This is a genomic window from Pseudomonas sp. Emmai, from assembly GCF_055179735.1.
The window spans coordinates 2905405-2928457 of sequence record NZ_CM143685.1; the positions used below are offsets into that span (position 1 = coordinate 2905405).

Here is a 23053-nt window from a genome sequence, read left to right on the forward strand (position 1 = left end):
CGACGGTGATGGGGCAGGTTGCCCCAAATGTGGGGCAAACCGGGTACGCCCGGAATGTGGGGAATGGGTGGGGAATATCCCCCTACTTATCAACTCGTTTCTCTAACAGATTGATATGCAAGCAAATAATTTATGGCATGCAGATTGCTCAACCGGACTTGTCGAGAATTATTCCTGTGAGCACCCACAGCGAGGCCCGTGATCATGACCGGCATACACCACATTCCGTCCTTGTTAAGTTGGCTGCTGCTGGCAGCGTCGGTGCTGGGCATCGAGATGGCCGAAGCGGCCGTCCGTTGCGAGCGCAATCTGGTGGCCAACGTCGTGGCGCTCGACCAGCCGCTGATGTTCAACCGCCTCGGCGCACAGAACGCCAACGGCATGATGTTCGCCTTGCGCCGCGATGTGGTCGATGACCATGACCGCTCCCTGGCGCTGGGTGGTTCGGCGGTGCCGGGCAAAGTCTCGCTGCGCCCCGACAAGCGTCCACGGCCGCTGGTGTTGCGGGTTGCTGCCGGTGACTGCCTGACCGTCAACCTGCAAAACCTGCTGGCCTATCAGGCCAACCCTGGCAGTCACGAAAGCGGGGAGGTGGGTGAAATCGAGGGTGAAGTAGCCATTGGCAACGAAGGCAACTTCAAAGTCGATGAGCAAGTCACTGACCGCCACGTCGGCTTCCAGGTCAACGGCCTGCAAGCGGTCAACAGCATCGACGACATCGCGTCCTACACCGGGCGCAACGCCAACACCTTGATCGCCCCTGGCGCCAGCCGTTCCTATACCTTGTACGCCGAGCGCGAAGGCGCGTTTGCCGCCAGCAGTCGCGGTGCGACTTTCGGCGGCGAAGGCGATGCGGGTAACGTCGCCAACGGATTGTTCGGCGAAGTAGTGGTGGTGCCCAAGGGCGGCCGCACTTATCGCAATACCGTCACCGAAGAAGAAATGCGCCTGGCCAGCACCGGCCGCACGCCCGCCGGTCAGCCGATTGTCGATTACCAGGCGCGCTACCCGCAGCGCGAACCGTGGATCCGTGAAGGCAAGGCCGGCACGCCGATCATCAGCATGGTCGATGGCAATGAAATCATTTCCAGCGAGAGCGACGCGATCGTGATGGGCAGCAACGCCGACGGCAGCTTCCCGCCCTCGACCTATCCGCTGGAAGCCATCGGCAAACGCAACCCGGCGATTCCGAATCGGCTGGAGCCGTTCCGCGATTTCGCCTCGCAGTTCCAGGACGAAACCGCCGCCACCCAAGCGTTCCCGGCGTATTGGGCGGACCCGGTGATGGCCCACGTGCTGGAACCGACCCGCGACTCGTTCATGATCAACTACGGCTCTGGCGGCATGGGCGCCGAGGTGGTGGCCAACCGCCTGGGCGTCGGGCCGATGCACGATTGCCTGTCCTGCGCCTATGAAGAATTCTTCCTCAGTTCCCACACCGTGGGCGATGTAGCGATGCTGGTGGATGTGCCGGCCAACGCCGGCCTGGAAAACATTCGCCCTGGCGAAACACCCCGCGCCGATCAGGTCGGGGTCAAGGCGACCATGGCGCTGTACCCGTCCGAACCGGCCAACGTCAACCACAGCTACATCGGTGACTTCGTCAAATTCCGCAACACCCACAACGGTCACGAGCAGCACATCTTCCACTTGCACGGGCACCAGTGGCTGTTCAACCCCAACGACGACAACTCCGATTATGTCGACGCCCAGGGCATCGGCCCGGGCGCCGGCTACACCTACGAAATCGCCAACGGCGGCTCGGGCAACCGCAACCGCGTGGCTGGCGATGCGATCTATCACTGCCACTTCTACCCGCACTTTGCCCAAGGCATGTGGAGCATGTGGCGGGTGCATGATGTGTTCGAAGAAGGCACCAAACTCGAAGTGTCGCAGCAGGGTGCCGACGGTTATCACAGCGAGCCGTATGCCTTGCGCAGCGGTAAACCGGCGGCGGGCGCGCGGGCCTTGCCCGATGGCGAGATTGTCGCCGGCACGCCGATCCCTGCGGTTGTGCCGTTGCCAGGCAAGGCCATGGCGCCGATGCCGGGCAAGGTCGCCGTGGTGCCGAAAATCGGCGAAACCCTGGTGGCTGATGATGACGATGATGACGGTGAACATCAGGGCGGTGGCACGCAAGCCATCGGCTCCCTGGCCCTGGTGGATCGCAGCGAAGCCAATCGCAATGCCGACGGCAGCCTGAAAAACCCTGGCTATCCGTTCTGGATCGGCGGCATGGAAAGTTCGGTCGGCCAACGTCCGCCAACGCCACCGCTGGACATGCTTGACGCCGCCAAGGCGCAAACCTTGAAAACCAGTGGCAAAGCCCTGTGGGCCAACCTCGACCCGGCGCAGTCTGGCGGTTGGGACGGTGGTCTGGGCCGGCATTCCCTGGATGGCTTTTCCTCTGGCGGCACTGCGCACACCGTGACCACGTCCCTGGATTTTTCCAAGGAAGTGACCCGGGCCAAACCGATCTACATGCCGGAGGAGGGCACCGAAGTCGAACAGGCGGCCATGGCCTTCCACGCGAAAAAGGATCACCCAAGCTTCGCGCTGCTGCCCGGTAATCAAATCGTGGCCAAGGCGTTCCGCACCAACGGCGCGTTGCCGATCGCCGGTGCGCCGTACTACGAACCGTGCATGGACGACCGGCAAAAACGCCTGACCGCCAGCGCCGGTACCGGCGAATTCAACAGCGGCGAGCGGGTCGACGGCCTGTCCTTCACCGGTTCCTCGACCTTCACCGCTGACCGTCCGCGCATCTACAAAGCCGCGAATATCCAGTTCGACGCGGTGTACAACAAGGTCGGCTACCACTTCCCGCAAGCGCGCATCCTCGCCCTGTGGGAAGACGCCTGGCCGGTAATCACCAAGCAGCGTCCGCCAGAGCCTTTGGTGATGCGCATGAACACCTTCGACTGCGTGCAATACCAGCAAACCAACCTGGTGCCGGCCACCTATGAGATGGACGACTATCAGGTGCGCACGCCGACCGACGTGATCGGCCAGCACATCCACCTGCCCAAATGGGACCTGACCGCCGCCGACGGTTCGGCCAACGGCTGGAACTACGAAGACGGCGTGCTTTCCCCCGGCGCCGTGCAAGAACGCATCCACGCCATTCGCGAGTTCAACCAGTGCGAAGGCACCGACCCACGGGACGGCACGCCTGCGTGTCCGAAAGCCAAGGCGCACCCGTTCTTCGGCCAATATGGACGCTCGGACTGGATGGGCGCGCGCACGGCGATGCAGCGCTGGTTTGTCGACCCGGTGGTGAATGCCAAAGGTGTCGACCGTGGCCTGGGCACGATTTTCACCCACGACCACCTCGGCCCATCGACGCACCAGCAGATTGGCTTGTACGCCACCGTGCTGGCGGAACCGGCCGGTTCCACCTGGTTCCACGCCGAAACCGGCGAGCCGTTGTACAGCGGCGCGCGCCAGGATGGCGGGCCGACTTCATGGCAAGCGGTGGTGTCCACGGGCGATCTGGACGGCGACGGCAAGAACGACAGCTTCCGTGAGTTCTTCCTCGAATACAGCGACTTCCAGCACGCCTATGAAGCTGGCGTGTACGTGGGCGCCGGGCCCAATGGTGTGCCGAATCCACAAGCGTTCCCGGCCACTGCGGACAGCTTCCGCTACGCGATCAACCCTCCGGTGCGCAAGGAAGCCGAGACCCTGCTTGAGCAGGTGGTCGAAGCCCGCGGTGGACTGACGCCCGGTTGCCCAAGCCGACCTTGCCCGCAAGCCATCTCGGTGGATGATCCTGGGATGTTCGTGGTCAATTACCGCAACGAACCGCTGGCCCTGCGGGTGTACGACCCGAACAAGGTCGGCCCGGATGGCAAGCGCGGCATGCAGGCCGACGGCCTCGGCGGCGACCTTGCGTACGCCATGCAAAGCCGCACTGATCGGGCGATCCCGGCAATGAACCTGGCGCCGAACCTGGTGACGGCGGCCACCGGACCTACCGGCGGCACCACGCTGTTCCCGCCGCACATCAACAAGGGCGGCGCCGAACCAGGCGACCCGTTCACCCCGATGCTGCGCACCTACACCGGTGACAACGTGCGGCTGCGGGTGCATGCCGGCGGTCACGAAGAAGAGCACAACGTGACCCTGCATGGCGTGAAATGGCTGCAAAGCGGCTCGGGTTTCGGCAACAGCTCCAACTCCGGCTGGCGCTCGTCGCAGATGATCGGGATTTCCGAGCAGATGGGCTTTATTGCACCGGTGTCGATGCTCTCCAGTTCGGCGGCCACCACCGGGGATTATCTGTACTCGATGGACGCGTCCCTGGAAGGTTACTGGAGCGGAATCTGGGGCGTGATGCGCAACTACACGGCCCAGCGCAACGACCTGTTCGCGCTGCCGAACAACCCGAAACCGGCGGGCATGCGCAACACCGTGGCCTTCGATGGGACTTGCCCACGGATTGGCGCCAACCCCAATGGCATCGGCACCCGGCCCACCGTGCAGCGCAACTATGAAGTGGTCGCGGCGCTGGCCAACGACATCCTCGGCAACCCGCTGAACCTGTCCATGGCCGACCCGGCGGGGCTCGGACAACACGTCGGCGGGCCGTTGAATCCGGCGGGTGGCACCTTGGTGTACAACTCGCGGGCCGTGAGCATTCCGCAAGTCACGGTGAACGACCCTGAGGACGGGACGACCTTCACCATCGGCGGGCAAAGCGGTCCGTTGCATGATCCGACGGCGATCCTCTACGTGCGCAAGGCTGACCTCGATCCGGTCACCGGTAAGTTGAAACCCGGTGTGCCTGTCGAACCGCTGGTGCTGCGCGCGGCGGCCGGAGACTGCATCAACATCACCCTGGAAAACCGTCTGCCCAGCGTGATGCCGGACCTGACCCAGACGGCCTCGGTGATGGGGATGGTCAAGCGTGATCGCAATGGTGGCGAAGGCTCGACGACCTTCAGCAACAACCTGATGCGGCCATCCAGCACGGTGGGTCTGCATGCGCAATTACTCGCGTATGACATCACCAAATCCGACGGCACCAACGTGGGCGCCAACCCGATCCAGACCGTGCCGCCACGTGTGGGCAATACCGGTCCGTACCCGACCCGTACCTATCAGTACTACGCCGGGCACCTGGAGCGCGAAGGCAAGCCGATCTCGCAACTGGGGCGCAGCGTCGACAACATCAACGCCACGGCGGTGGAGTTCGGCGGCTTGAATTTCACCCCGGCGGACGTGATCAAGCAGCCACAAAAAGGCCTCGGTGGCGCGATGAGCATCCTGCCGATCGGTGCGACCTGGGTCGAGGACGCGCGCAAGGTGAATGCGACGGTCACTGCGCCAGGGCAAACCACCTACCGCGACTTTGCGATGGTCTGGCAGAAGGCACTCAACATGCGTTGGGCCAATGGCCGGCCGGTGGAAGGCATTGCCTCGGAAGCGGGTGTGCCGACCGATCCCCAGGACAACTCGAGCATGGCGATCAACTACAAGACCGAGCCGATGTGGTACCGCTTCGGCCTGGCGCCGGACGCGCCGTTCGGTCACGCCGATGGCAACGGTTACGGCGACGTGCCCAACGCGCACATGGCCTATAGCAATGCGCTGGTGGGGGGCGATCCACAGACACCGGTGCTGTATGCCAAACCGGGGCAACCGTTCCGCACGCACATCCTGATGCCGACCGGTGGCAGCCGTGGCTCGACCTTCCAGCTCGATGGGCATGTGTGGTCGGTCAACCCGTTCCAGTCGGAGAAGAGCGACACCGGAGGCTATCCGATGAGCACACCCGGGGTGGGTTCGGTGCGGTTCGGTTACAACCCGATGTCGATGTACATCGGCGCCCACGAAAGCATCCTGCCGGCGGCGCACTTCAGCTTCATGCACCCGAGCGCCGGGGGCAGCAATGCGATACCGGGCGACTACCTGTTCCGCGACTACGCCGCCTATGGCAACACCGCCGGGTTGTGGGGATTGTTGCGGGTGACCAATGAGCCTGAACCGGCGCCGGCTCCGTAGGTGTGGCGGATGAAGCCATCGCTGTAGGAGCAAGGCTTGCCCGCGATGGGGACGACTCGGTTTTGGCGGTGTGGCGGATGACGCCTTCGCGGGCAAGCCTCGCTCCTACAGGTAAGGGATGGACGTGGGTTTGGTGGTGTGGCGGATGACGCCTTCGCGGGCAAGCCTCGCTCCTACAGGTAAGGGATGGACGTGGGTTTGGCGGTGTGGCGGATGACGCCTTCGCGGGCAAGCCTCGCTCCTACAGGTAAGGGATCGACGTGGTTTTGGCGGTGTGGCGGATGACGCTTTCGCGGGCAAGCCTCGCTCCTACAGGTAAGGGATCGACGTGGTTTTGGCGGTGTGGCGGATGACGCTTTCGCGGGCAAGCCTCGCTCCTACAGGTAAGGGATGGACGTGGGTTTGGTGGTGTGGCGGATGGCGCCTTCGCGGGCAAGCCTCGCTCCTACAGGTAAGGGATGGACGTGGTTTTGGCGGTGTGGCGGATGACGCCTTCGCGGGCAAGCCTCGCTCCTACAGGTAAGGGATCGACGTGGTTTTGGCGGTGTGGCGGATGACGCTTTCGCGGGCAAGCCTCGCTCCTACAGGGGTGTGGTGTGGTGGATGGGTAAGGGAGAGGCGGTATGAACAGAACAATAAGAGTCGCCGGGTGTGCGCTGGTTGTCGCGGCGGTGCTGCTGTGGCTGGGTATCTGGCGCACGGCGCCGCCGACGCTGCTCAGCGAGGTCGCGTTACCCGACACCTGGAGCGGCCAGACACTGGCCCGTGACGGGGTGGCGGTGGACTTCAAGGTACGACCACTGGCCGAGGACGGCGTCTTGCGCGAAGGCGGTTTTGCCGACGTGCAGTTCCGGGTCAGCGACAGCAGCTCGGGGCAGCCGCTGTCGGGGGTGAACCCCGGCGCCTGGCTCGACCCGGAAACCGTTGCTGCCGACCAGGCCCAGGGCCGTGAACAGAGCTGCAAATCCCGGGTCGGGGTGTTCCTTAAATCCAGTATCAACGCGCGGCCCCTGCTGGACCTGAACAGCTACTTCCTGCTGGTGATGAGCCGCGATGCCAGCGTTTCAGTGGTCGATCCTTCCGTGTCGGTCGGCGGCATCACCAGCACCATGGCCCGGATCGATCTCAAGCAACCGCCGATGGACTGGGTCACCACCAAAGACAACAAACGCGTGTTCATCTCGATGCCGACGGCCGGGGAAGTGGCCGTGCTCGACAGTGAGCAATTCAAACAGATCGACTCGGTCGCCGCTGGCAGCAACCCGGTGCGCGTCGCGCTGCAACCGGACGAACGTTTGCTGTGGGTCGGCAACAATGCGCAACAGGCCGAACAGTCCGGGGTCACGGTGATCGACAGCCGCAGCCTCAAAACCCTCAAACACCTCGCCACCGGCCGTGGCCACCACGAAATCGCTTTCAGCAAGGACAGCCGCCATGCCTTCGTCACCAACCGCGACGACGGCACCCTGAGCCTCATCGACATCGCCAGCCTGACCATCGTCCAACAGCTCAAGACCGGTGCGCACCCGTTGTCGGTGGCGTACTCGCCGCTGTCTCAAGCGGTGTACGTCGCCGATGGCCAGGACGGCACCGTGACCGTGGTCGATACCAGCAGCCTGGCGGTGCGGCGGGTGATCAAGTTGAGCCAGGGCCTGGGCCCGATGGGTTTCAGCGCCGACGGCCGCTTTGGCGTGGTGCTCAATACCCTGGAAAACCGCGTCGAGGTGATCGACGCCGCCACCAATGCGCGCATTCATTCCATCGACGTCTCCGCCGAACCCTACCAAGTAGTGTTCACCAAGGCCTATGCCTACGTGCGCGGACTGGCCTCGGCCAAGGTGACGATGATCAACCTCGCGTCTCTGGGCGAAGGTCGCACGCCGATCAGCCAGGGATTCGAAGCCGGGCCCCAGGCGCCACGCCTGGCCGGTGATTTACCCCTGGCGTCGAGCCTGGCGGTGTCTCGGGACGACAACGCGGTGTTCGTGGTCAACCCGGTGGACAACACCACCTACTTCTACGCCGAAGGCATGAACGCACCGATGTCCGGCTACCCCAATCGCGGGCAAGTGGCGCGGGCGGCGATGGTCATCGACCGCAGTTTGCGCGAGGTCGAACCGGGGCTGTACAGCGCACGGATCAAGCTGCCAGCGGCGGGGCGTTTCGATGTGGCGTTCCTGCTCAACCAACCGAACATCATTCATTGCTTCACCGCATTGGTAGAACCGGACAAAAACCTGGCCCAACACCCGGGCGTGCCGAAGGTGGAATTCCTGCTCGATAAGTACACCGCGAAAGTGGGCGACCCGTATGTCGTGCGGTTTCGCATCGTTGAAGGCCCCGGGAAAACCCAACGCAGCGGGGTCAAGGACGTGCAGGTGCGCTACTTCCGCGCCCCGACATCCCGGGCCCAGGAAGTCGCGGCGCTGGATGTCGGCGACGGCGTGTATGAAGCGCCGGTGACCCTCGACCAGAGCGGCGCCTGGTACCTGCATGTCCGCGCGGCGTCCCTGGGCGCGAGTTTCGATGACAAGACCTTTGCCAGCGTCCGGGTCCTGCCCGGCGATGCTCACCGAAGAGGAAACTGACATGAACCGATTCGCACACCGTGGCTTGTTAACGTTCTGCCTGTTGGCCACCGGCATCGGCCAGGCCCTGGCGCACTCGGCGGATGAACACGCCGGGCACAATGCGCCGCCGGCCAAGACCCAGGAAAGCGCCCAGGTGAAATTCGCCGACGTCGCGCTGGTGGACCAGAACGGCAAGCCGGTACGCCTGGAAAAAGACCTGGTGACCAACAAGATCGTGGTGATGGGCTTCATCTACACCAGTTGCACCACGGTGTGCCCGGTGGTGTCGTCGATCATGGGCAAGGTGCAAAAGCAACTGGGTGCCCGGGTCGGCAAAGAGGTGCAGTTGGTGTCGATCAGCATCGATCCCCAGCGCGATGACCCCAAACGCTTGAACGAATACGCCCGCAGTTTCCAGAACGGCCCGGGCTGGAGCTGGCTCACCGGCACCCCGCAATCGGTGACCGAAACCCTCAAGGGCCTCGGCACCTTCAGCGGTGACTTCAAGAATCACGCGCCGCTGATCATGGTCGGCGACGGCAACAGCCGCCACTGGACCCGCTATTACGGCTTCACCGACCCGACGGTGTTGACCCGTGAAGTGGAAAAACTCAGCGGCCAACGCAATGCCCACGCCAAACACACCGCGATCGCCATGGAGACTCAGCCATGAAAGCCCTGATCCTGATCTTCCTGACCATGTGCTTTTGCGTGATCAGCTTTCTGGCGTTTTCCCACGAACAGCACGAAGCACCGACGCCGACCGTGGCCGCCGCCGCACCGGCCACCGGCACCCGCGATGCCAAAACCTGGTTCACCGACACGCCATTGCAGGACCAGAACGGCAACACCCTGCGCTTCTACAGCGATGCCCTGCAAAACCGCGTGGTGCTGCTCAACGTGATTTTCACCCGTTGCACCGATGCCTGCCCGCTGATCACCCGCAAGCTCAAGGAAGTGCGCGAAGTGCTGGGCGACAAGGCCGACGGCATCACCTTCATTTCCCTTACCAGTGATCCGCTGCGGGACACCCCCGCGGTCCTCAAGGCTTACACCTTGAAGCAGGGCGTCGATGGCCCCCACTGGCTTTTTTTAACCGGCGACAAGGCGCAAATGGATCTGGTATTGGGGCGCATCGGCCAGATCGTGCCGACCCCCGAGCAGCATTCCACGCAACTGATCGTCGGTGACGTGGCCAACAAACGCTGGAGCAAGATCCGTCCCGATGCCCCGGCCGCCGCCATTGCCCAGCGCTTGCAGTTGCTGACAATGCCCGTGGTCGGTCGCTGAGTCCGGGCCATGAACATTGCCCTCCTGATCGTTCTCGCCAGCCTCAGCCTGAGTTCCAGCGCCTTGCCGCTGAACCCCAGTGAAAGTGCGGGCAAGCGCCTGTACCGCGAGGGGTTATCGGGCAGTGGTGAACCGGTGATGGCGCGGGTCGGCGCGGCGGACATTGTGCTGCCGGCCAGCAGCCTGCCGTGCGCCAATTGCCACGGCGCCGACGGCCAGGGGCGAGCGGAGGGCGGAGTGCGGCCGCCGGACCTGAACTGGTCGCGGCTCAGCAGCCGCTATGGTCAGCAGCAGATTAACGGCCGCGATTATCCGGCCTACACCGAAGGCACGCTGGCCCGGGCGATTCAGGAAGGGCGCGACCCCGGCAACAATCAGCTCGACCCGGCCATGCCGCGGTTCGTGCTGTCGATGAAGGATCAACGGGATCTCAGCGCTTACCTCAAGCGCCTGGGCGAAGACCGCGATCCGGGCCTGAGCCCCGACAGCCTGCACCTGGGCACCTTGTTGCCGAGCCAGGGCCCCTTGAGTGAGGAGGGCGCGACGGTGGCGGCGGTGCTCCAGGGCAGCGTGGCGCGGATCAACGAGGCGGGGGGGATTCATGGCCGGACGTTGCGCCTGACCATCCTTGATCCCGGTCCGGACCGCGCCAGCGCCGAGCAGGCCCTGGATCGGTTGATCGAGCAAGAGCAGGTGTTCGCCCTGATTGCGCCGTTGGTCCCGGCGCTGGACGCGGAACTGGCCGCTCGTCTGGAACGCGCCGGTGTGCCGCTGATCGGCCCGCAGTCGCTGCTGGGCACGGCCCAGGCCAGTCGGCAGATTTTCGAACCGCTGCCAGGCTTGCGCGAGCAACTGATCGCCCTGGCCGACTACGCCACCGACAGCCTGCGAGTGCTGCCGGGGCCGACGCTGATTGTCTACCCGCAGGACCCGGGCCAACGCCTGGCGGCGCAAAGCCTCGGCCAGTATTTGCAGGCTCACAACTGGCAGGAGGTGCGGCTGCAAGCCTACGACTCGGCCCAGGACGAATTGCCGCTGGGCTCGCGCTCGGTGTTTTACCTGGGCAGCAGCGGCGGCTTCACGCACCTGGCCGAGCGCTTGCAGACGGCGGGGCAGGTGCCTTACCTGTTCGCCGCCTCGAATCAGGTGGCGGGGGATTTGCTGCAGGTGCCCGGCGGATTTTCCCGGCGGGTGTTCCTCGCCTATCCCTTCGTGCCCAGCGACTGGACTCAGTCCGGGCGCACGGCCCTGACGATGTTGCGCGAGCATCAGGGCCTTGGCGCTGAACATGCGGTGCTGCAAGTGGGCGCGTTCAGTTCGATGCTGCTGTTCAGCGAAGGCATGAAGCAGGCCGGGCGCGATGCCAGCCGCGAAAAACTCATCAGCGCCCTCGAAGGCCTGCACGACTTCGACACCGGGCTGACCCCGCGGATCAGCTTCGGCCCCGGCCGCCGCCTGGGCCTGAGCGGCGCGCATATCGTCACCGTGGACCTGACCGACCAACGCTTTTATCTGGTCGCGCCCTATAAACCCATTGCCGTCACACCCTGATGGGAGGCTTCGATCATGAAGACGCTACTGTTGCTGCTGATGCTTTGGGTGCCCGTGGCCTTGAGCAATAACGAGCCGGCCGCCGCGCGGGTCAATGGCGCGGAGATTTCCGAGTTTCGCCTGGAGCGCTATTTCGCCGAATTCCTGGAGGACCAGGGCCGGGCCGTGGCCAGCATTCGCAATCCCAAGGCCTACAAACAATTGCGTCAGGCCGCCCTCGATGCGCTGATCGACAAGGAATTGCTGTGGCAGGAAGCGGTCAAGCGCGGGGTGGTGATCAGCGATGTCACGGTGCAAAGCCAAGTGGCGCTGACCCGTCAGGCCATCGGTGGCGCCGAGGTGTTCGCCCGCAAACTGCAAGACGCCGGTTTCGACGAGGCCGGTTTTGCCGAATACACCCGCCGCGAACTGGCCGCCCAAGAGGTATTCGCCGACCTCACCCGCGTGGCGGAGCCGGACGAACAGCAAGTCAGGGCCTTTTTTGAACAGCACCGCGCCGAGATGAGCAGCCCCGAGCAGATCCAGGCCCGGCACATCCTGATCAAGGTGCCCCAGGACGCGGATGCCGCCACAGTCGAAGCCGCGCGACTACGCTTAGAGGAGATGCGTGTGCAAATCGCCCAAGGCGCAGACTTCGCCAGCGTCGCCCGCAGCGGTTCCGAAGACGCTTCGGCCAGCGCTGGCGGGGACTTGGGCTATTTCGCACGTGGGCGCATGATGCCGGCATTCGAAGCGGCGGCGTTCGCCCTGAAGCCGGGGCAGGTCAGTGAACCGGTGCGAACACCGGTCGGCTGGCATTTGATCTATTTACAGAACCACCAGGAGGCGACCGATGTCACAGAGGAGCAGGGGCTTGCAACAGTCCGGGTGTACCTTGCCCGACAGCAAAAGGCCCAGGCTCGTCGAGACGTTCTGGCGCAACTGCGATCCAGCAATCGAATCGAGCGGATTGACGATGATTGAACCTTCCCCCCAATACTGGGGAAAAGCTTCAATGCCAATCCATGCGCTTCCCCGGCTTTGGGGGGAGGGGATTCTGGACGATATGGCATTGTCTTCAAATTCAAGGACATGAAGAGATACTAATCCCGGCGCTTGGCCTGGCATGAAGTGTGCGTTAGCCCTTGTAAGGCACACACTCCACCAGGCTCGGTACTCGGACCTGCGGTTTCAAGGAGTCGACCTTGTTAAACAAAGTACTGGTTGTCGAAGACGAACAACTGCTTGCCGAAAACCTCAAGAATTACCTTCAGGCGCAAGCGTTGGAAGTCCGGATAGCTCACGACGGTGCCATGGCAATCGGCGAAGCCGAACGTTTTGCACCCGATGTGATGGTGTTCGATTACCGCTTGCCGGATATGGAAGGCTTTGAGGTGCTCGATGCCGTCCGCCAGAACAGGAAGTGTCATTTTGTGCTGATCACCGGGCACCCCACCGCTGAAGTCTGTGAGCGGGCCCGACAGTTAGGTGTCAGCCATATCCTGTTCAAACCCTTTCCATTGGCGGAATTGGCCCGTGCAGTCTGCGACCTTCTGGGGATGGAACGCGAAAGCAAAGCGGGCGCGAGCACTTCCGAAGGTTTCGTCGAACGACGCCAGAGCAGGACCGAGAGTTTCCCGCTGCAGTTGTACGACGGCAGTTGGGTGCTGGCGGACCGCCGACGAACATCGGCCTCGCTGGCACCGGACGACGAACAATTGCTCACCGGGGAGTAGTGGCGCGACACGACGTTCCGGCTCCCGCCGCAATGGCCTGCCGCGCCGACAGGGCTCTAAGCCCCCGGCGTTGGAGAGCAAGCCATGGAACGTCTATCACTGGCCGTAGAACCGGCACCGTTGGACCCTGCACCTTCACGCTTTTCCAGTGAGCAATTGACCCAGGCGCGGCTGCGGGCCGCGAGTTCCGGCGAACGGGTGCTGGACGCCCTCGGGGTGTTGTGCGAACTGGCCCCCATGCCCTTCATTCAGTGCCTCGGCGCCACCCTGCATTACCCGGTGCTCGACACCGACACGCTGTTCCGCGCCACCCCGGTGTTCGACCGGGTCACCCTGGCCCAATGCCTCAAGCGCGAATTCATCCTGCTGCGCCACGACGACGCGGTCATCGGCGTGTTTGCCGACCCGTTCGACACCGCGCGCCTGGCCTGGATCGACGACTGCCTGCACGGCGCGCCGCTGTATCTGGTGCACGCCGACGACCTGAAAGCCTACCTGGCCCGTCACGAAGAAAGCTTCCACGCGGTGGAGTCGCTCAACGCCCAGGCCGAGGCCGGCGTCGAGATCGACAACCTGCAAAGTCTGTCCCTGACCAGCATCAGCGAAGACGCCAGCGTGGTGGTCAAACTGGTCAACTCGACCCTCTACGACGCGCTGAAAATGCACGCCAGCGACATCCATTTGGGCACCACCGGCAGCGGCCTGGTGATCAAGTACCGCATCGATGGCGTGTTGAACAACATCAGCAAGATCCAGGGCAGCGAGTTCGCCGAACAGGTGATTTCCCGGGTCAAGGTCATGGCTGAACTGGACATCGGCGAAAAACGCGTGCCCCAGGACGGCCGCTTCAAAATCGGCATCAGCGGCCGGCAGATCGACTTCCGGGTGTCGATCATGCCGAGCATTTTTGGCGAAGACGCGGTGCTGCGGGTGCTGGACAAACAGGACCTGGCGGACAAGGTCAGCGGCGTGCAATTGCAGGCCCTGGGCTTTGAAGAAGAAACCCTCAAGCAACTGCGCCGCCTGGCCGCCGAACCCTACGGCATGGTGCTGGTCACCGGCCCCACCGGCAGCGGCAAGACCACCACCCTCTACGCGATGATCACCGAGATCAACCACGGCGTGGACAAGATCATCACCATCGAAGACCCGGTGGAATATCAACTGCCTGGTGTGCTGCAAATCCCCGTCAACGAGAAAAAAGGCCTGACCTTCGCCCGAGGCCTGCGCTCGATCCTGCGTCATGACCCGGACAAGATCATGGTCGGTGAAATCCGTGACCCCGACACCGCGCAAATCGCCGTGCAATCGGCCCTCACCGGGCACCTGGTGTTCACCACCATCCACGCCAACAACGTGTTCGACGTGATCGGCCGTTTCACCCAGATGGAAATCGACCCCTACAGCCTGGTCTCGGCGCTCAACGCCGTGCTCGCCCAGCGCCTGATTCGCCTGGTGTGCGCCAGTTGCAGCGCGCCGCACCAGCCAACCGAAGAAGAACTGCAACTGTCCGGACTCGACCCGCAACACGTTGCGCATTACCACTTCGTCCACGGCAAGGGCTGCGGCCATTGCCGGGGCACCGGGTATCGCGGGCGTACGGCGATTGCCGAACTGCTGCACCTCGACGATGAACTGCGGCAAATGATCGTCGAGCGCCAACCCATATCGAAAATCAAGGCCCACGCCTGCAAACGTGGCTTGCGCTTGTTGCGCGAGTCGGCGCTGGAACTGGTGCAAGCGGGGCGGACCACGCTCGAGGAGATCAATCGTGTCACTTTTGTCTCGTGATCGTTATGTGGCCGTGCTCGGCGCCAGTGGCGTCGGCCTCGGTCAGCGTCAGGGCAGCGACACCCGCTGGCTGGGCAGCGTCGGGTTTATCGACGAAGGCTTCCACGCCTGGACCGTCGCCCTGGAAACCCTCGACCGTTTGCTCGGCGAACATGCTCGCGCCGGTGCCGAATTGAGCGTGGTGATTTCCGGGCACTTCAGCCGCTTTTGCCTGGTGCCCTGGAGCGACCAGATCAGCAGCCCCGACGAATTGCTCGGCTTCGCCCAACTGTGTTTCGAAGACCTTTATGGCGCGCCGAGCCAACCCTGGAACCTGGTGCTGTCGGCGGAACCGGCGGGCTACGACCGCATCGCGGCGGCCTTGCCCCAGGACTTGCTGGAACGCCTGCGTACACTGGTCAGCGGTCGCGGTTTGCGCCTGCGTTCGGTGCAACCGTACCTGATGGCGGCGTTCAACCACTTCGATAAAAGCTTCGGCGCCGGGGACTTCCTGTTCGTGGTCGCCGAGCCAGTGCGCAGCGTGTTGCTGCTGGCCAGGGAAGGGCGCTGGACCTCGGTGCGTTCGGTGGGCAGCAGTGACAGTGATGTCGCGCTCACCGCGCTGATTGGCCGGGAAAACCAGTTGCAGGCCTCCACCAGCGAACGGCCATTAAACGTGTATCTGCACGCCCCGGCACGTATCGAGTCGCCGCCCGATGTACCGGGTGTGCACCTCAGAACCCTCGAAGAGGACCGGACATCGGTACGGGATTGCCTGTACGTGATGTCCCGGGCGGTGGCCTGACATGCGCGCCTTGACCCTCGACTTCCAGCCACGCCGCCGCTCCGGTCCCTTGGGCTGGAGCCTGTTGACCGCTGGCGTGGCGCTGACCCTGGCCTGCTTCTTTGCCCAGCAGCACCTCGACCAACAGTCCTCGCAACAACAAGGTCACTTGCAACACGCGCAACGGGAACTCACCGGCGACACGGGCGGCAAAGCGGGCCTGACCCCGGCCGAGACCCGCGAGCAAGCGCAAAACCTCGCCGAAATGCGCAAGGTCTCCCAGCAACTGCGTCGGCCCTGGGAACGCCTGTTCGCCATGCTTGAAGCCATGCCCCGCGATGACATTGCCTTGCTGACCCTGACCCCGGACGCACGCAAGGGCCAGGTGCGGATCAGCGCCGAGGCGCGGGACCTGGAAGCGATGCTCGAATTTCACCAACGTCTGGAAGCCAGCGACGAGCTGTCGGACGTGTCCCTGCTCAGCCACGAAATCGTCGCCAACGTGCCGGAACACCCGGTGCAATTCAACCTGTCGGCGACCTGGGAGATTGGCGATGCAAATCCCTAGACTGATCGTTCATGAATACCTGCAAGGCCTGGGCATTCCTGGCCTGGCCGGGATAGCGCTGGTGGCGCTGGCGCTGGTGTTTGCCCTCGGCGGGTTGCTGCCGGACTGGCAGTCACTGCAAAGCCTCAGCCAGCAAACCCGCGAAGCCGGCGAGTACCTGGCCAGGGTCGAGGACGGCAGCGTTGCGCCACCGGTGGTGCCGCAACGCCAGCTCGATGACTTCCGCAGCAAACTGCCGTCCCAGCCCCAGGCCACGGTGGCCATCGACAAGATCTACGCCCTGGCCGCTTTGGAACACATCACGTTGGCCCGGGGTGAATACTCGCTGGGCATCGACCCCAAGACCCATCTGGCCCGCTATCAGATTCTGCTGCCGGTGCGGGGCAGCTATCCGCAACTGCGGCGTTTCCTGCATGCCTTGCTCGGGCAGTTGCCGGCGGTGGTGGTGGAGGACGTGGAGTTCCAGCGTAAGAAGATCGCCGACACCGACCTCACCGGACGGATCCGCATGACCCTTTACCTGTCGAGGTCGTGATGAATACCAAGCGCGTAGCAGGGTGGGTGGGGTTCTTCGGCGTGGCGGCGGCGCTGGCCTGGTTGCCTGATTACTTGAAAGCACCGGAGGACGGCGAGCTCAGCGTCGCCACCGTGGCTACACCCGCCAAAAGCAAAACAGCGGCCGCCGTGGACAGCGGCAAAGCCGCGCCGATCAAGGACTTGAGCCCATCCGGCGACCTGTTCGCCGCCCGCAGCTGGAAGGCTGCGCCGCAACTGGCCAGCGTCACCGAACAACCCGTCAACCTGACCCCGGTGGTGCAAATCCCCAGCGCACCGCCGATGCCGTTCCAGTTCGTTGGCAAGCTCCATGACCGTTCCGATCTGCAAGTGTTTTTGCAGAACGGCGAAAAAATATACGTCGTGCGCAAAGGGGATGTGATCGACGACACCTGGCGGATCGAGGGCATTTCCGATGTGGAATTGAGCCTGGTCTACCTGCCTCTGCATTTGGCCCAGACTTTGTCTGTGGGGAGCACGCAATGAACAGATCCCGTTTGCTGATGAGCCTGTGTCTGACCACAGCGCTGGCCGCGTGCAGTTCCGCGCAGGTGGCTAACAAAGAAGCGTCCGACCTGATCGAACAAGGTCAGTACGAAGCCGGATTGGCACGCATCCAGGAAGGCCTGCGGGAAGACCCTCGGGATACCGAATTGCACCTGCTGCTGAACACCGGTCGGGCCAAGGCGATTACCGCGCTGCTGACCGCGGGCGATACCGACCGCGCGCGCCGGGACTTTCCAGCGGCACGCCTGGCCTACGGTCGGGTGCTGACCATCGAACCGAGCAACCGCCGGGCCCAGGATTCCCTGAAGCAACTCGACTACCTGCGCAGCCAGGACGACAAACTCGAACTGGCCCGGGGCGACCTGCGCCGGGGCGATATCTACGGCGCCGACCGCCAGGTCAAACAGATCCTCGAACTCGACCCGAAAAATGAAGGCGCCCTGGAGCTGCAAGGCAATATCCGCCTGGTCCAGAGCCGCAACGTAATTCCCTATCCACAACTGCGCACGCGGCTGGATCGGCCGGTGACCCTGGAGTTTCGCGACGCCAACCTGAAGACCATTTTCGAAGTGCTGTCCCAGGTCGCCGGGCTGAACTTCATCTTCGACAAGGACCTGCGCCCGGACATGAAAGCCACGATCTTCGTGCGTGACGTGCGCATCGAAGACGCCGTGGAACTGCTGCTGCAACAGAACCAGTTGCACCAGAAGGTGGTGAACGAAAACACCTTGCTGATCTACCCGGACTCGCCGCAGAAGGTCAAGGATTACCAGGAGCTGGTGATGCGCACCTTCTACCTGACCAGCGTCGATGCCAACACCGCGCTGAACATGATCAAAACCATGCTCAAGACCCGCGACGTGTTCGTCGATGAGCGCCTCAACACCTTGACCATGCGCGACACCGAAGACGCGGTGCGCATGGCCGAGAAACTCCTGCAATCCCAGGATCAGTCCGACCCGGAAGTGATCCTCGAAGTGGAAGTGATGGAAGTCGCCACCCAGCGGATTCTTGACCTGGGCCTGCAATGGCCGAACACCTTCGGCGTGGTCAACAGCGACGGTTCGGGGGTGACAATTCTTGATCAACTGCGGGGCATCAACTCCAGCCGGATCTCAATCTCGCCGTCGCCGCAAGCCAAGATCAACGCCCAGGACAACGACATCAACACCCTGGCCAGCCCGGTGATTCGCGTCAGCAACCGCGAACAGGCGCGGATCCATATCGGGCAGCGTGTGCCGATCATCAGCGCCACGTCGGTGCCGTCCACTCAGGGGCCGGTGATCACTGAAAGCGTCACATACCTGGATGTCGGTCTGAAGCTGGAAGTGCAGCCGATCGTGCATTTGAACAACGAAGTGGCGATCAAGATTGCCCTGGAAGTGAGTAACGCCACGCCGCTGGAACCGACCCGCCAGGGCACGATTCCGGTGCAGGTCGACACCCGCAACGCCCAGACCACGTTGCGCCTGCACGATGGCGAAACCCAGATCCTGGCCGGGTTGGTGCGCAACGACCATGGTGCCACTGGCAACAAGATTCCGGGCCTGGGCGACATCCCCGGACTGGGCCGCTTGTTCGGCAGCAACAAGGACACGGTCGGCAAGTCGGAACTGGTGCTGTCGATCACCCCGCGCATCGTGCGCAACCTGCCGTACCAGAGCCCGTCGGACATGGAATTCCCTACCGGCACCGAAACCAGCATGCACATCCAGGCACCCGATCGTGGCATGGACACGGCGATTCACACCGACGTCATGACCACCCCTGTGGCCTCATCCGCCCACGTTGTCGTCGAGAAGCCTTGATCATGAACGCCTCCCAACGCGGTTTTACCTTGATTGAAGTCGTGGTGACGCTGGCCCTGATCGGCCTGTTGGCCGGCATGGCCGCGCCCCTGACCGAAACCGTGGTGCGCCGGGGCAAGGAGCAGGACATGCGCGCGGCGCTGTACCAGATTCGCGACGCCATCGACGCCTACAAGCGCGCCTTCGAAGCCGGCTATATCGAGAAGTCGCTGAACAGCAGCGGCTACCCGCCGAACCTGCAAGTGCTGGTGGACGGCGTGCGCGATGTGCGCAGCGCCAAGGGTGCCAAGTTCTACTTCCTGCGCCGGGTGCCCCATGACCCGTTGCTGCCGGTCAAGCGTAACGACGAAGGTGGTTGGGGCCTGCGCTCCTACGACAGCACGGCTCAAAACCCCCGGGAAGGCGAAGACGTGTTTGACGTCTACTCCAAGGCCCGGGGCAAAGGCCTCAACGGCATTGCCTACCGCGAGTGGTGAACCTATGCGCCGGGAAAAAGGTTTTACCCTGCTGGAATTGATGGTGGTCATGGCAATCATCGCGACCCTGATGACCATTGCCTTGCCCCGCTATTTCACCAGCCTGGAAGTCTCGAAGGAGACCACGTTGCGCCAGAGCCTGTCGGCGATGCGCGAAGCGCTGGATCACTACTACGGCGACACCGGGCGCTACCCCGATTCCATCGAACAATTGGTGGAACAGCGTTACTTGCGCAACCCGCCGATGGACCCGATTGCCGAGCGCAAAGACCTGTGGGTCCTGGTCGCGCCGCCGGACGGCGTGCCGGGCGCGGTGGCCGATATCAAAAGCGGTGCGACCGGGAGGGCGCGTGATGGCAGCCTTTATTCCGAGTGGTAGGCCTGCGGGTGAAAACCTGTGGCGAGGGAGCTTTTTGTGGCGAGGGAGCTTGCTGTGGCGAGGGAGCTTGCTCCCGCTGGACTGCGCAGCAGTCCCAGGCTTTTCAGGCCAAGAACGGGGGCCGCTTCGCAGCCCAGCGGGAGCAAGCTCCCTCGCCACAAAAAGCTCCCTCTCCACAGCAAGCCCCCTTGCCACAGCAAGCTCCCTCTCCACAGCAAGCCCCCTTGCCACAGCAAGCTCCCTCTCCACTGCAAGCCCCCTCGCCACAGGTGAACGGCGTTGCGGCAAAGAGGGTGGTTTCACCTACCTGGGCGTGCTGTTTCTGATTGTGCTGATGGGCATGGGCCTGGCCAGCGCCGGGGAGTTGTGGTCCACCGCCTCGCGGCGTGATCGCGAACGCCAGTTGCTGTGGGTCGGCACCCAATACGCCCAGGCGCTGCGCAGCTATTACCGCAGTTCGCCGGGGCTGGCGCAGTACCCCAAAGACCTCGCCGACCTGCTGCAGGACGAGCGCTTTCCTTCGCCCAAACATCATCTGCGCCAGCTCTACCCGGACCCGATCGGCGGCGGTGAATGGACGCTGATGCGCGGCTTCGACGGGCGCATCACCGGTCTCTACAGCCCTTCGACCGACACACCGCTGAAACAGACCGATTTCCCCAGCCAATGGTCGGATTTCGTCGGGATGGCCAGCTACAAGGATTGGCAGTTCGTCGCCGAGAAAGCCTTCCTCGATGGCGCGTCCGGGCCCAAACCCCAGTCGTCGACCCCCCAGGCGTTGGCGCCATGAACCGATATTGCCTGGCGCTACTGCTGATCTTGATGACCCCTTTGGCCTCGGCCGGCGAAGAGGACGAAATGATGGGTTTCATCGTCGACGACACGATCTCGCACATCGGCCACGACTTTTATTACTCGTTCAGTGAACGCCTGCGCGCCACCAGCCCGATGGATTTCAACCTGGTGGTGCGCGAACGACCCTCGGCCCGCTGGGGCAGCCTGGTGACCGTGGAATATCAGCAACGCCTGGTTTACCGGCGCTTCCTGCCGCCGAACACCGTGGAGCTCAAGGACGAGGCGTACGACGCCGCCGACTGGGTTCGCCGGCAAATCGTCCAGCGCAAGCTGGAAACGTTATTGCAGGACACCACCGACCTGGAGAAGGACGAATTATGAACAAGAAAACGTTCTCACAGCGCACCGGCATTTGGCTCCTCGGGTTGGGCAGTTGCGGCCTGGTCCACGCCACCGAGCTGGTCTACACGCCAATCAATCCCTCGTTCGGCGGCAACCCGTTGAACGGCACCTGGCTGCTCAACAATGCCCAGGCGCAAAACGACTTCGACGACCCCGACCTGAAAAACCGCACGGCGGTGGCCGGCACATCGGCCCTTGAACGCTTCACCAGTCAATTGCAATCGCGGTTGCTGGGCCAGTTGCTGGACAACATCTCCACGGGCAACACCGGGAGCCTGTCCACCGACAGTTTTATCGTCAACGTCATCGACGACTCCGGCGCACTGAGCATTGAAGTGACCGACCGAGCGACCGGTGAAGTTTCGGAAATCCAGGTGAACGGCCTCAACCCTTGAAGGGATTCGGCTGCCGGGGAGAGAAGGACATGAAAAATATAATTGTGCTAGGGCTGATGTTGGCGGCATTACAAGGTTGCAGCTTGCGCGACACCATGCCGGCCGAGCAGGACACCGAATCACCGACCCTCACACCACGGGCGTCGACCTACTACGACTTGCTGAAAATGCCACGACCCAAAGGCCGGTTGATGGCGGTGGTGTACGGCTTCCGCGACCAGACCGGGCAATACAAACCGACCCCGGCCAGCTCGTTTTCCACCAGCGTGACCCAGGGCGCCGCGAGCATGCTAATGGACGCGCTGCAGGCCAGTGGCTGGTTTGTGGTACTGGAGCGTGAAGGGCTGCAAAACCTGCTGACTGAACGCAAAATCATTCGCGCCTCGCAGAAAAAGCCGAATACGCCGGTGAACATCCAGGGCGAATTGCCGCCGTTGCAGGCGGCGAACTTGATGCTGGAGGGCGGGATCATTGCTTACGACACCAACGTGCGTAGCGGCGGGGAAGGGGCGCGGTATTTGGGGATCGACCTCTCCCGGGAATATCGGGTGGACCAGGTCTCGGTCAACCTGCGGGCGGTGGACGTGCGCAGCGGGCAGGTGCTGGCCAACGTCATGACCAGCAAGACCATCTACTCGGTGGGCCGCAGTGCCGGGGTGTTCAAGTTTATTGAATTCAAGAAATTGCTTGAGGCGGAAGTGGGTTACACCACCAACGAGCCGGCGCAGTTGTGTGTGTTGTCGGCGATTGAATCGGCGGTGGGGCACCTCCTGGCCCAAGGGATCGAGCGGCATTTGTGGCAAGTGGCGGGAGACAACTCCACGCCCGTGCAGGATGAGACGCTGGGGCGGTATTTGAGTCAGAACAAGGTAGATCCGGAGAGCGAATAAACCGGCTCTTATTCGATCATTCCCACGCTCTGCGTGGGAATGCATCCCGTGACGCTCCGCGTCACCTCTGGAGGCGGAACGCGGAGCGTCCCTGGCGGCGTTCCCACGCAGAGCGTGGGAACGATCAGAATGCGGTGGTGCGCAGGCCAATGGGAGCAAGCTCCCTCGCCACAATAAGCGTGCAGTCAGAGGGCCGCGTCATCGTTCTTCGCGGGCAAGCCTCGCTCCTACGGGGTGGGGCGTTGTACGCAAAATCTGCGTACATCACCAATCCCTGTAGGAGCAAGGCTTGCCCGCGATGGCGGCCTGACAGCCGATCAGTCTCTTGCGGATGTACGCCAGCACTAACCGAAGACACAAACTCGCTCAATAATCTTGATCGCTGAATGTCCATCCGCTTCATACAACCCCTTCAACGGCTGCTGATCAGCCAGTCGGTGCAGTTTGAAATGGTTGTAGAACGCCTGCCCCAATCGCTGCCCGCTGAAATGTCCTGCGCTGTACAGGGCCTGGAAATCTTCGTAGGCGCTTTTTTCGAGCTCCAGATGGTGAGCCATCGTGTTGACCGGTTCTAAAAGTGGTGGGGCGTGAG

Annotated in this window: 20 protein-coding genes; 19 read left to right on the top strand and 1 reads right to left on the bottom strand. The window is 63.1% G+C overall.

The window, feature by feature from the left end; genetic code table 11:
* The first annotated feature begins 204 nt into the window (after positions 1-204).
* The 19 genes from mnxG to ACY4LX_RS13445 all read left to right on the top strand — a co-directional run bounded on the left by mnxG (position 205) and on the right by ACY4LX_RS13445 (position 22461).
* Positions 205-6006, top strand: coding sequence for a manganese-oxidizing multicopper oxidase MnxG (mnxG, locus tag ACY4LX_RS13355; RefSeq protein WP_463260167.1), 5802 nt, complete (start codon positions 205-207; stop codon positions 6004-6006).
* A gap of 623 nt (positions 6007-6629) precedes the next feature.
* Complete coding sequence (locus ACY4LX_RS13360; protein WP_463260168.1) at positions 6630-8594, top strand: YncE family protein; 1965 nt, start codon at positions 6630-6632, stop codon at positions 8592-8594.
* Position 8595: 1 nt separating this feature from the next.
* On the top strand, positions 8596-9249 hold the full coding sequence (locus tag ACY4LX_RS13365; RefSeq protein ID WP_427629040.1) for an SCO family protein: 654 nt from the start codon (positions 8596-8598) through the stop codon (positions 9247-9249).
* Positions 9246-9866: an SCO family protein gene (locus ACY4LX_RS13370; protein WP_463260169.1), complete on the top strand. Its 621-nt coding sequence runs from the start codon at positions 9246-9248 to the stop codon at positions 9864-9866. The genes ACY4LX_RS13365 and ACY4LX_RS13370 overlap by 4 nt, the downstream gene beginning before the upstream one ends.
* Before the next feature lie 9 nt (positions 9867-9875).
* Positions 9876-11417, top strand: coding sequence for a cytochrome c/ABC transporter substrate-binding protein (locus tag ACY4LX_RS13375; RefSeq protein ID WP_463260170.1), 1542 nt, complete (start codon positions 9876-9878; stop codon positions 11415-11417).
* A gap of 15 nt (positions 11418-11432) precedes the next feature.
* Entirely contained in the window at positions 11433-12380 is a 948-nt protein-coding gene (locus ACY4LX_RS13380; protein ID WP_463260171.1) for a peptidylprolyl isomerase, read from the top strand.
* A gap of 221 nt (positions 12381-12601) precedes the next feature.
* Positions 12602-13132, top strand: a complete 531-nt coding sequence (locus ACY4LX_RS13385) for a response regulator (protein WP_149658710.1) — start codon at positions 12602-12604, stop codon at positions 13130-13132.
* A gap of 84 nt (positions 13133-13216) precedes the next feature.
* Positions 13217-14923, top strand: coding sequence for a GspE/PulE family protein (locus ACY4LX_RS13390; protein ID WP_149658709.1), 1707 nt, complete (start codon positions 13217-13219; stop codon positions 14921-14923).
* On the top strand, positions 14904-15707 hold the full coding sequence (locus tag ACY4LX_RS13395) for a hypothetical protein (RefSeq protein ID WP_463260172.1): 804 nt from the start codon (positions 14904-14906) through the stop codon (positions 15705-15707). Before ACY4LX_RS13390 ends, ACY4LX_RS13395 begins: the two co-directional genes overlap by 20 nt.
* 1 nt (position 15708) lies before the next feature.
* Positions 15709-16254: a PilN domain-containing protein gene (locus tag ACY4LX_RS13400; RefSeq protein WP_463260173.1), complete on the top strand. Its 546-nt coding sequence runs from the start codon at positions 15709-15711 to the stop codon at positions 16252-16254.
* Positions 16241-16789, top strand: a complete 549-nt coding sequence (locus ACY4LX_RS13405) for a type IV pilus inner membrane component PilO (protein WP_149658706.1) — start codon at positions 16241-16243, stop codon at positions 16787-16789. Before ACY4LX_RS13400 ends, ACY4LX_RS13405 begins: the two co-directional genes overlap by 14 nt.
* Positions 16789-17295: a hypothetical protein gene (locus ACY4LX_RS13410; RefSeq protein WP_463260174.1), complete on the top strand. Its 507-nt coding sequence runs from the start codon at positions 16789-16791 to the stop codon at positions 17293-17295. The genes ACY4LX_RS13405 and ACY4LX_RS13410 overlap by 1 nt, the downstream gene beginning before the upstream one ends.
* A complete protein-coding gene (locus tag ACY4LX_RS13415) occupies positions 17292-19124 on the top strand; it encodes a secretin N-terminal domain-containing protein (protein ID WP_149658704.1) in 1833 nt (610 codons plus the stop codon). The genes ACY4LX_RS13410 and ACY4LX_RS13415 overlap by 4 nt, the downstream gene beginning before the upstream one ends.
* A gap of 2 nt (positions 19125-19126) precedes the next feature.
* Positions 19127-19600, top strand: coding sequence for a type II secretion system protein (locus tag ACY4LX_RS13420; RefSeq protein WP_463260175.1), 474 nt, complete (start codon positions 19127-19129; stop codon positions 19598-19600).
* Between the two features lie 4 nt (positions 19601-19604).
* On the top strand, positions 19605-19979 hold the full coding sequence (locus ACY4LX_RS13425) for a type II secretion system protein (protein ID WP_123406545.1): 375 nt from the start codon (positions 19605-19607) through the stop codon (positions 19977-19979).
* A gap of 334 nt (positions 19980-20313) precedes the next feature.
* Entirely contained in the window at positions 20314-20769 is a 456-nt protein-coding gene (locus tag ACY4LX_RS13430; RefSeq protein ID WP_463260590.1) for a type II secretion system protein, read from the top strand.
* Positions 20766-21155, top strand: coding sequence for a curli production assembly/transport protein CsgE (csgE, locus tag ACY4LX_RS13435; RefSeq protein ID WP_149658701.1), 390 nt, complete (start codon positions 20766-20768; stop codon positions 21153-21155). The genes ACY4LX_RS13430 and csgE overlap by 4 nt, the downstream gene beginning before the upstream one ends.
* Positions 21152-21571 (top strand): curli assembly protein CsgF, encoded by a 420-nt coding sequence (locus tag ACY4LX_RS13440; RefSeq protein ID WP_463260176.1) that lies wholly within the window; start codon positions 21152-21154, stop codon positions 21569-21571. The genes csgE and ACY4LX_RS13440 overlap by 4 nt, the downstream gene beginning before the upstream one ends.
* Before the next feature lie 29 nt (positions 21572-21600).
* Positions 21601-22461 carry a CsgG/HfaB family protein gene (locus ACY4LX_RS13445; RefSeq protein ID WP_123513776.1) on the top strand — a complete coding sequence of 287 codons (861 nt, stop codon included), beginning with the start codon at positions 21601-21603 and terminating at the stop codon, positions 22459-22461.
* A 344-nt stretch (positions 22462-22805) separates the two neighbouring features.
* Here the strand turns inward: ACY4LX_RS13445 and ACY4LX_RS13450 are convergent, their stop codons facing one another.
* Positions 22806-23018 (bottom strand): hypothetical protein, encoded by a 213-nt coding sequence (locus tag ACY4LX_RS13450; protein ID WP_149658699.1) that lies wholly within the window; start codon positions 23016-23018, stop codon positions 22806-22808.
* Between the last annotated feature and the right edge of the window lie 35 nt (positions 23019-23053).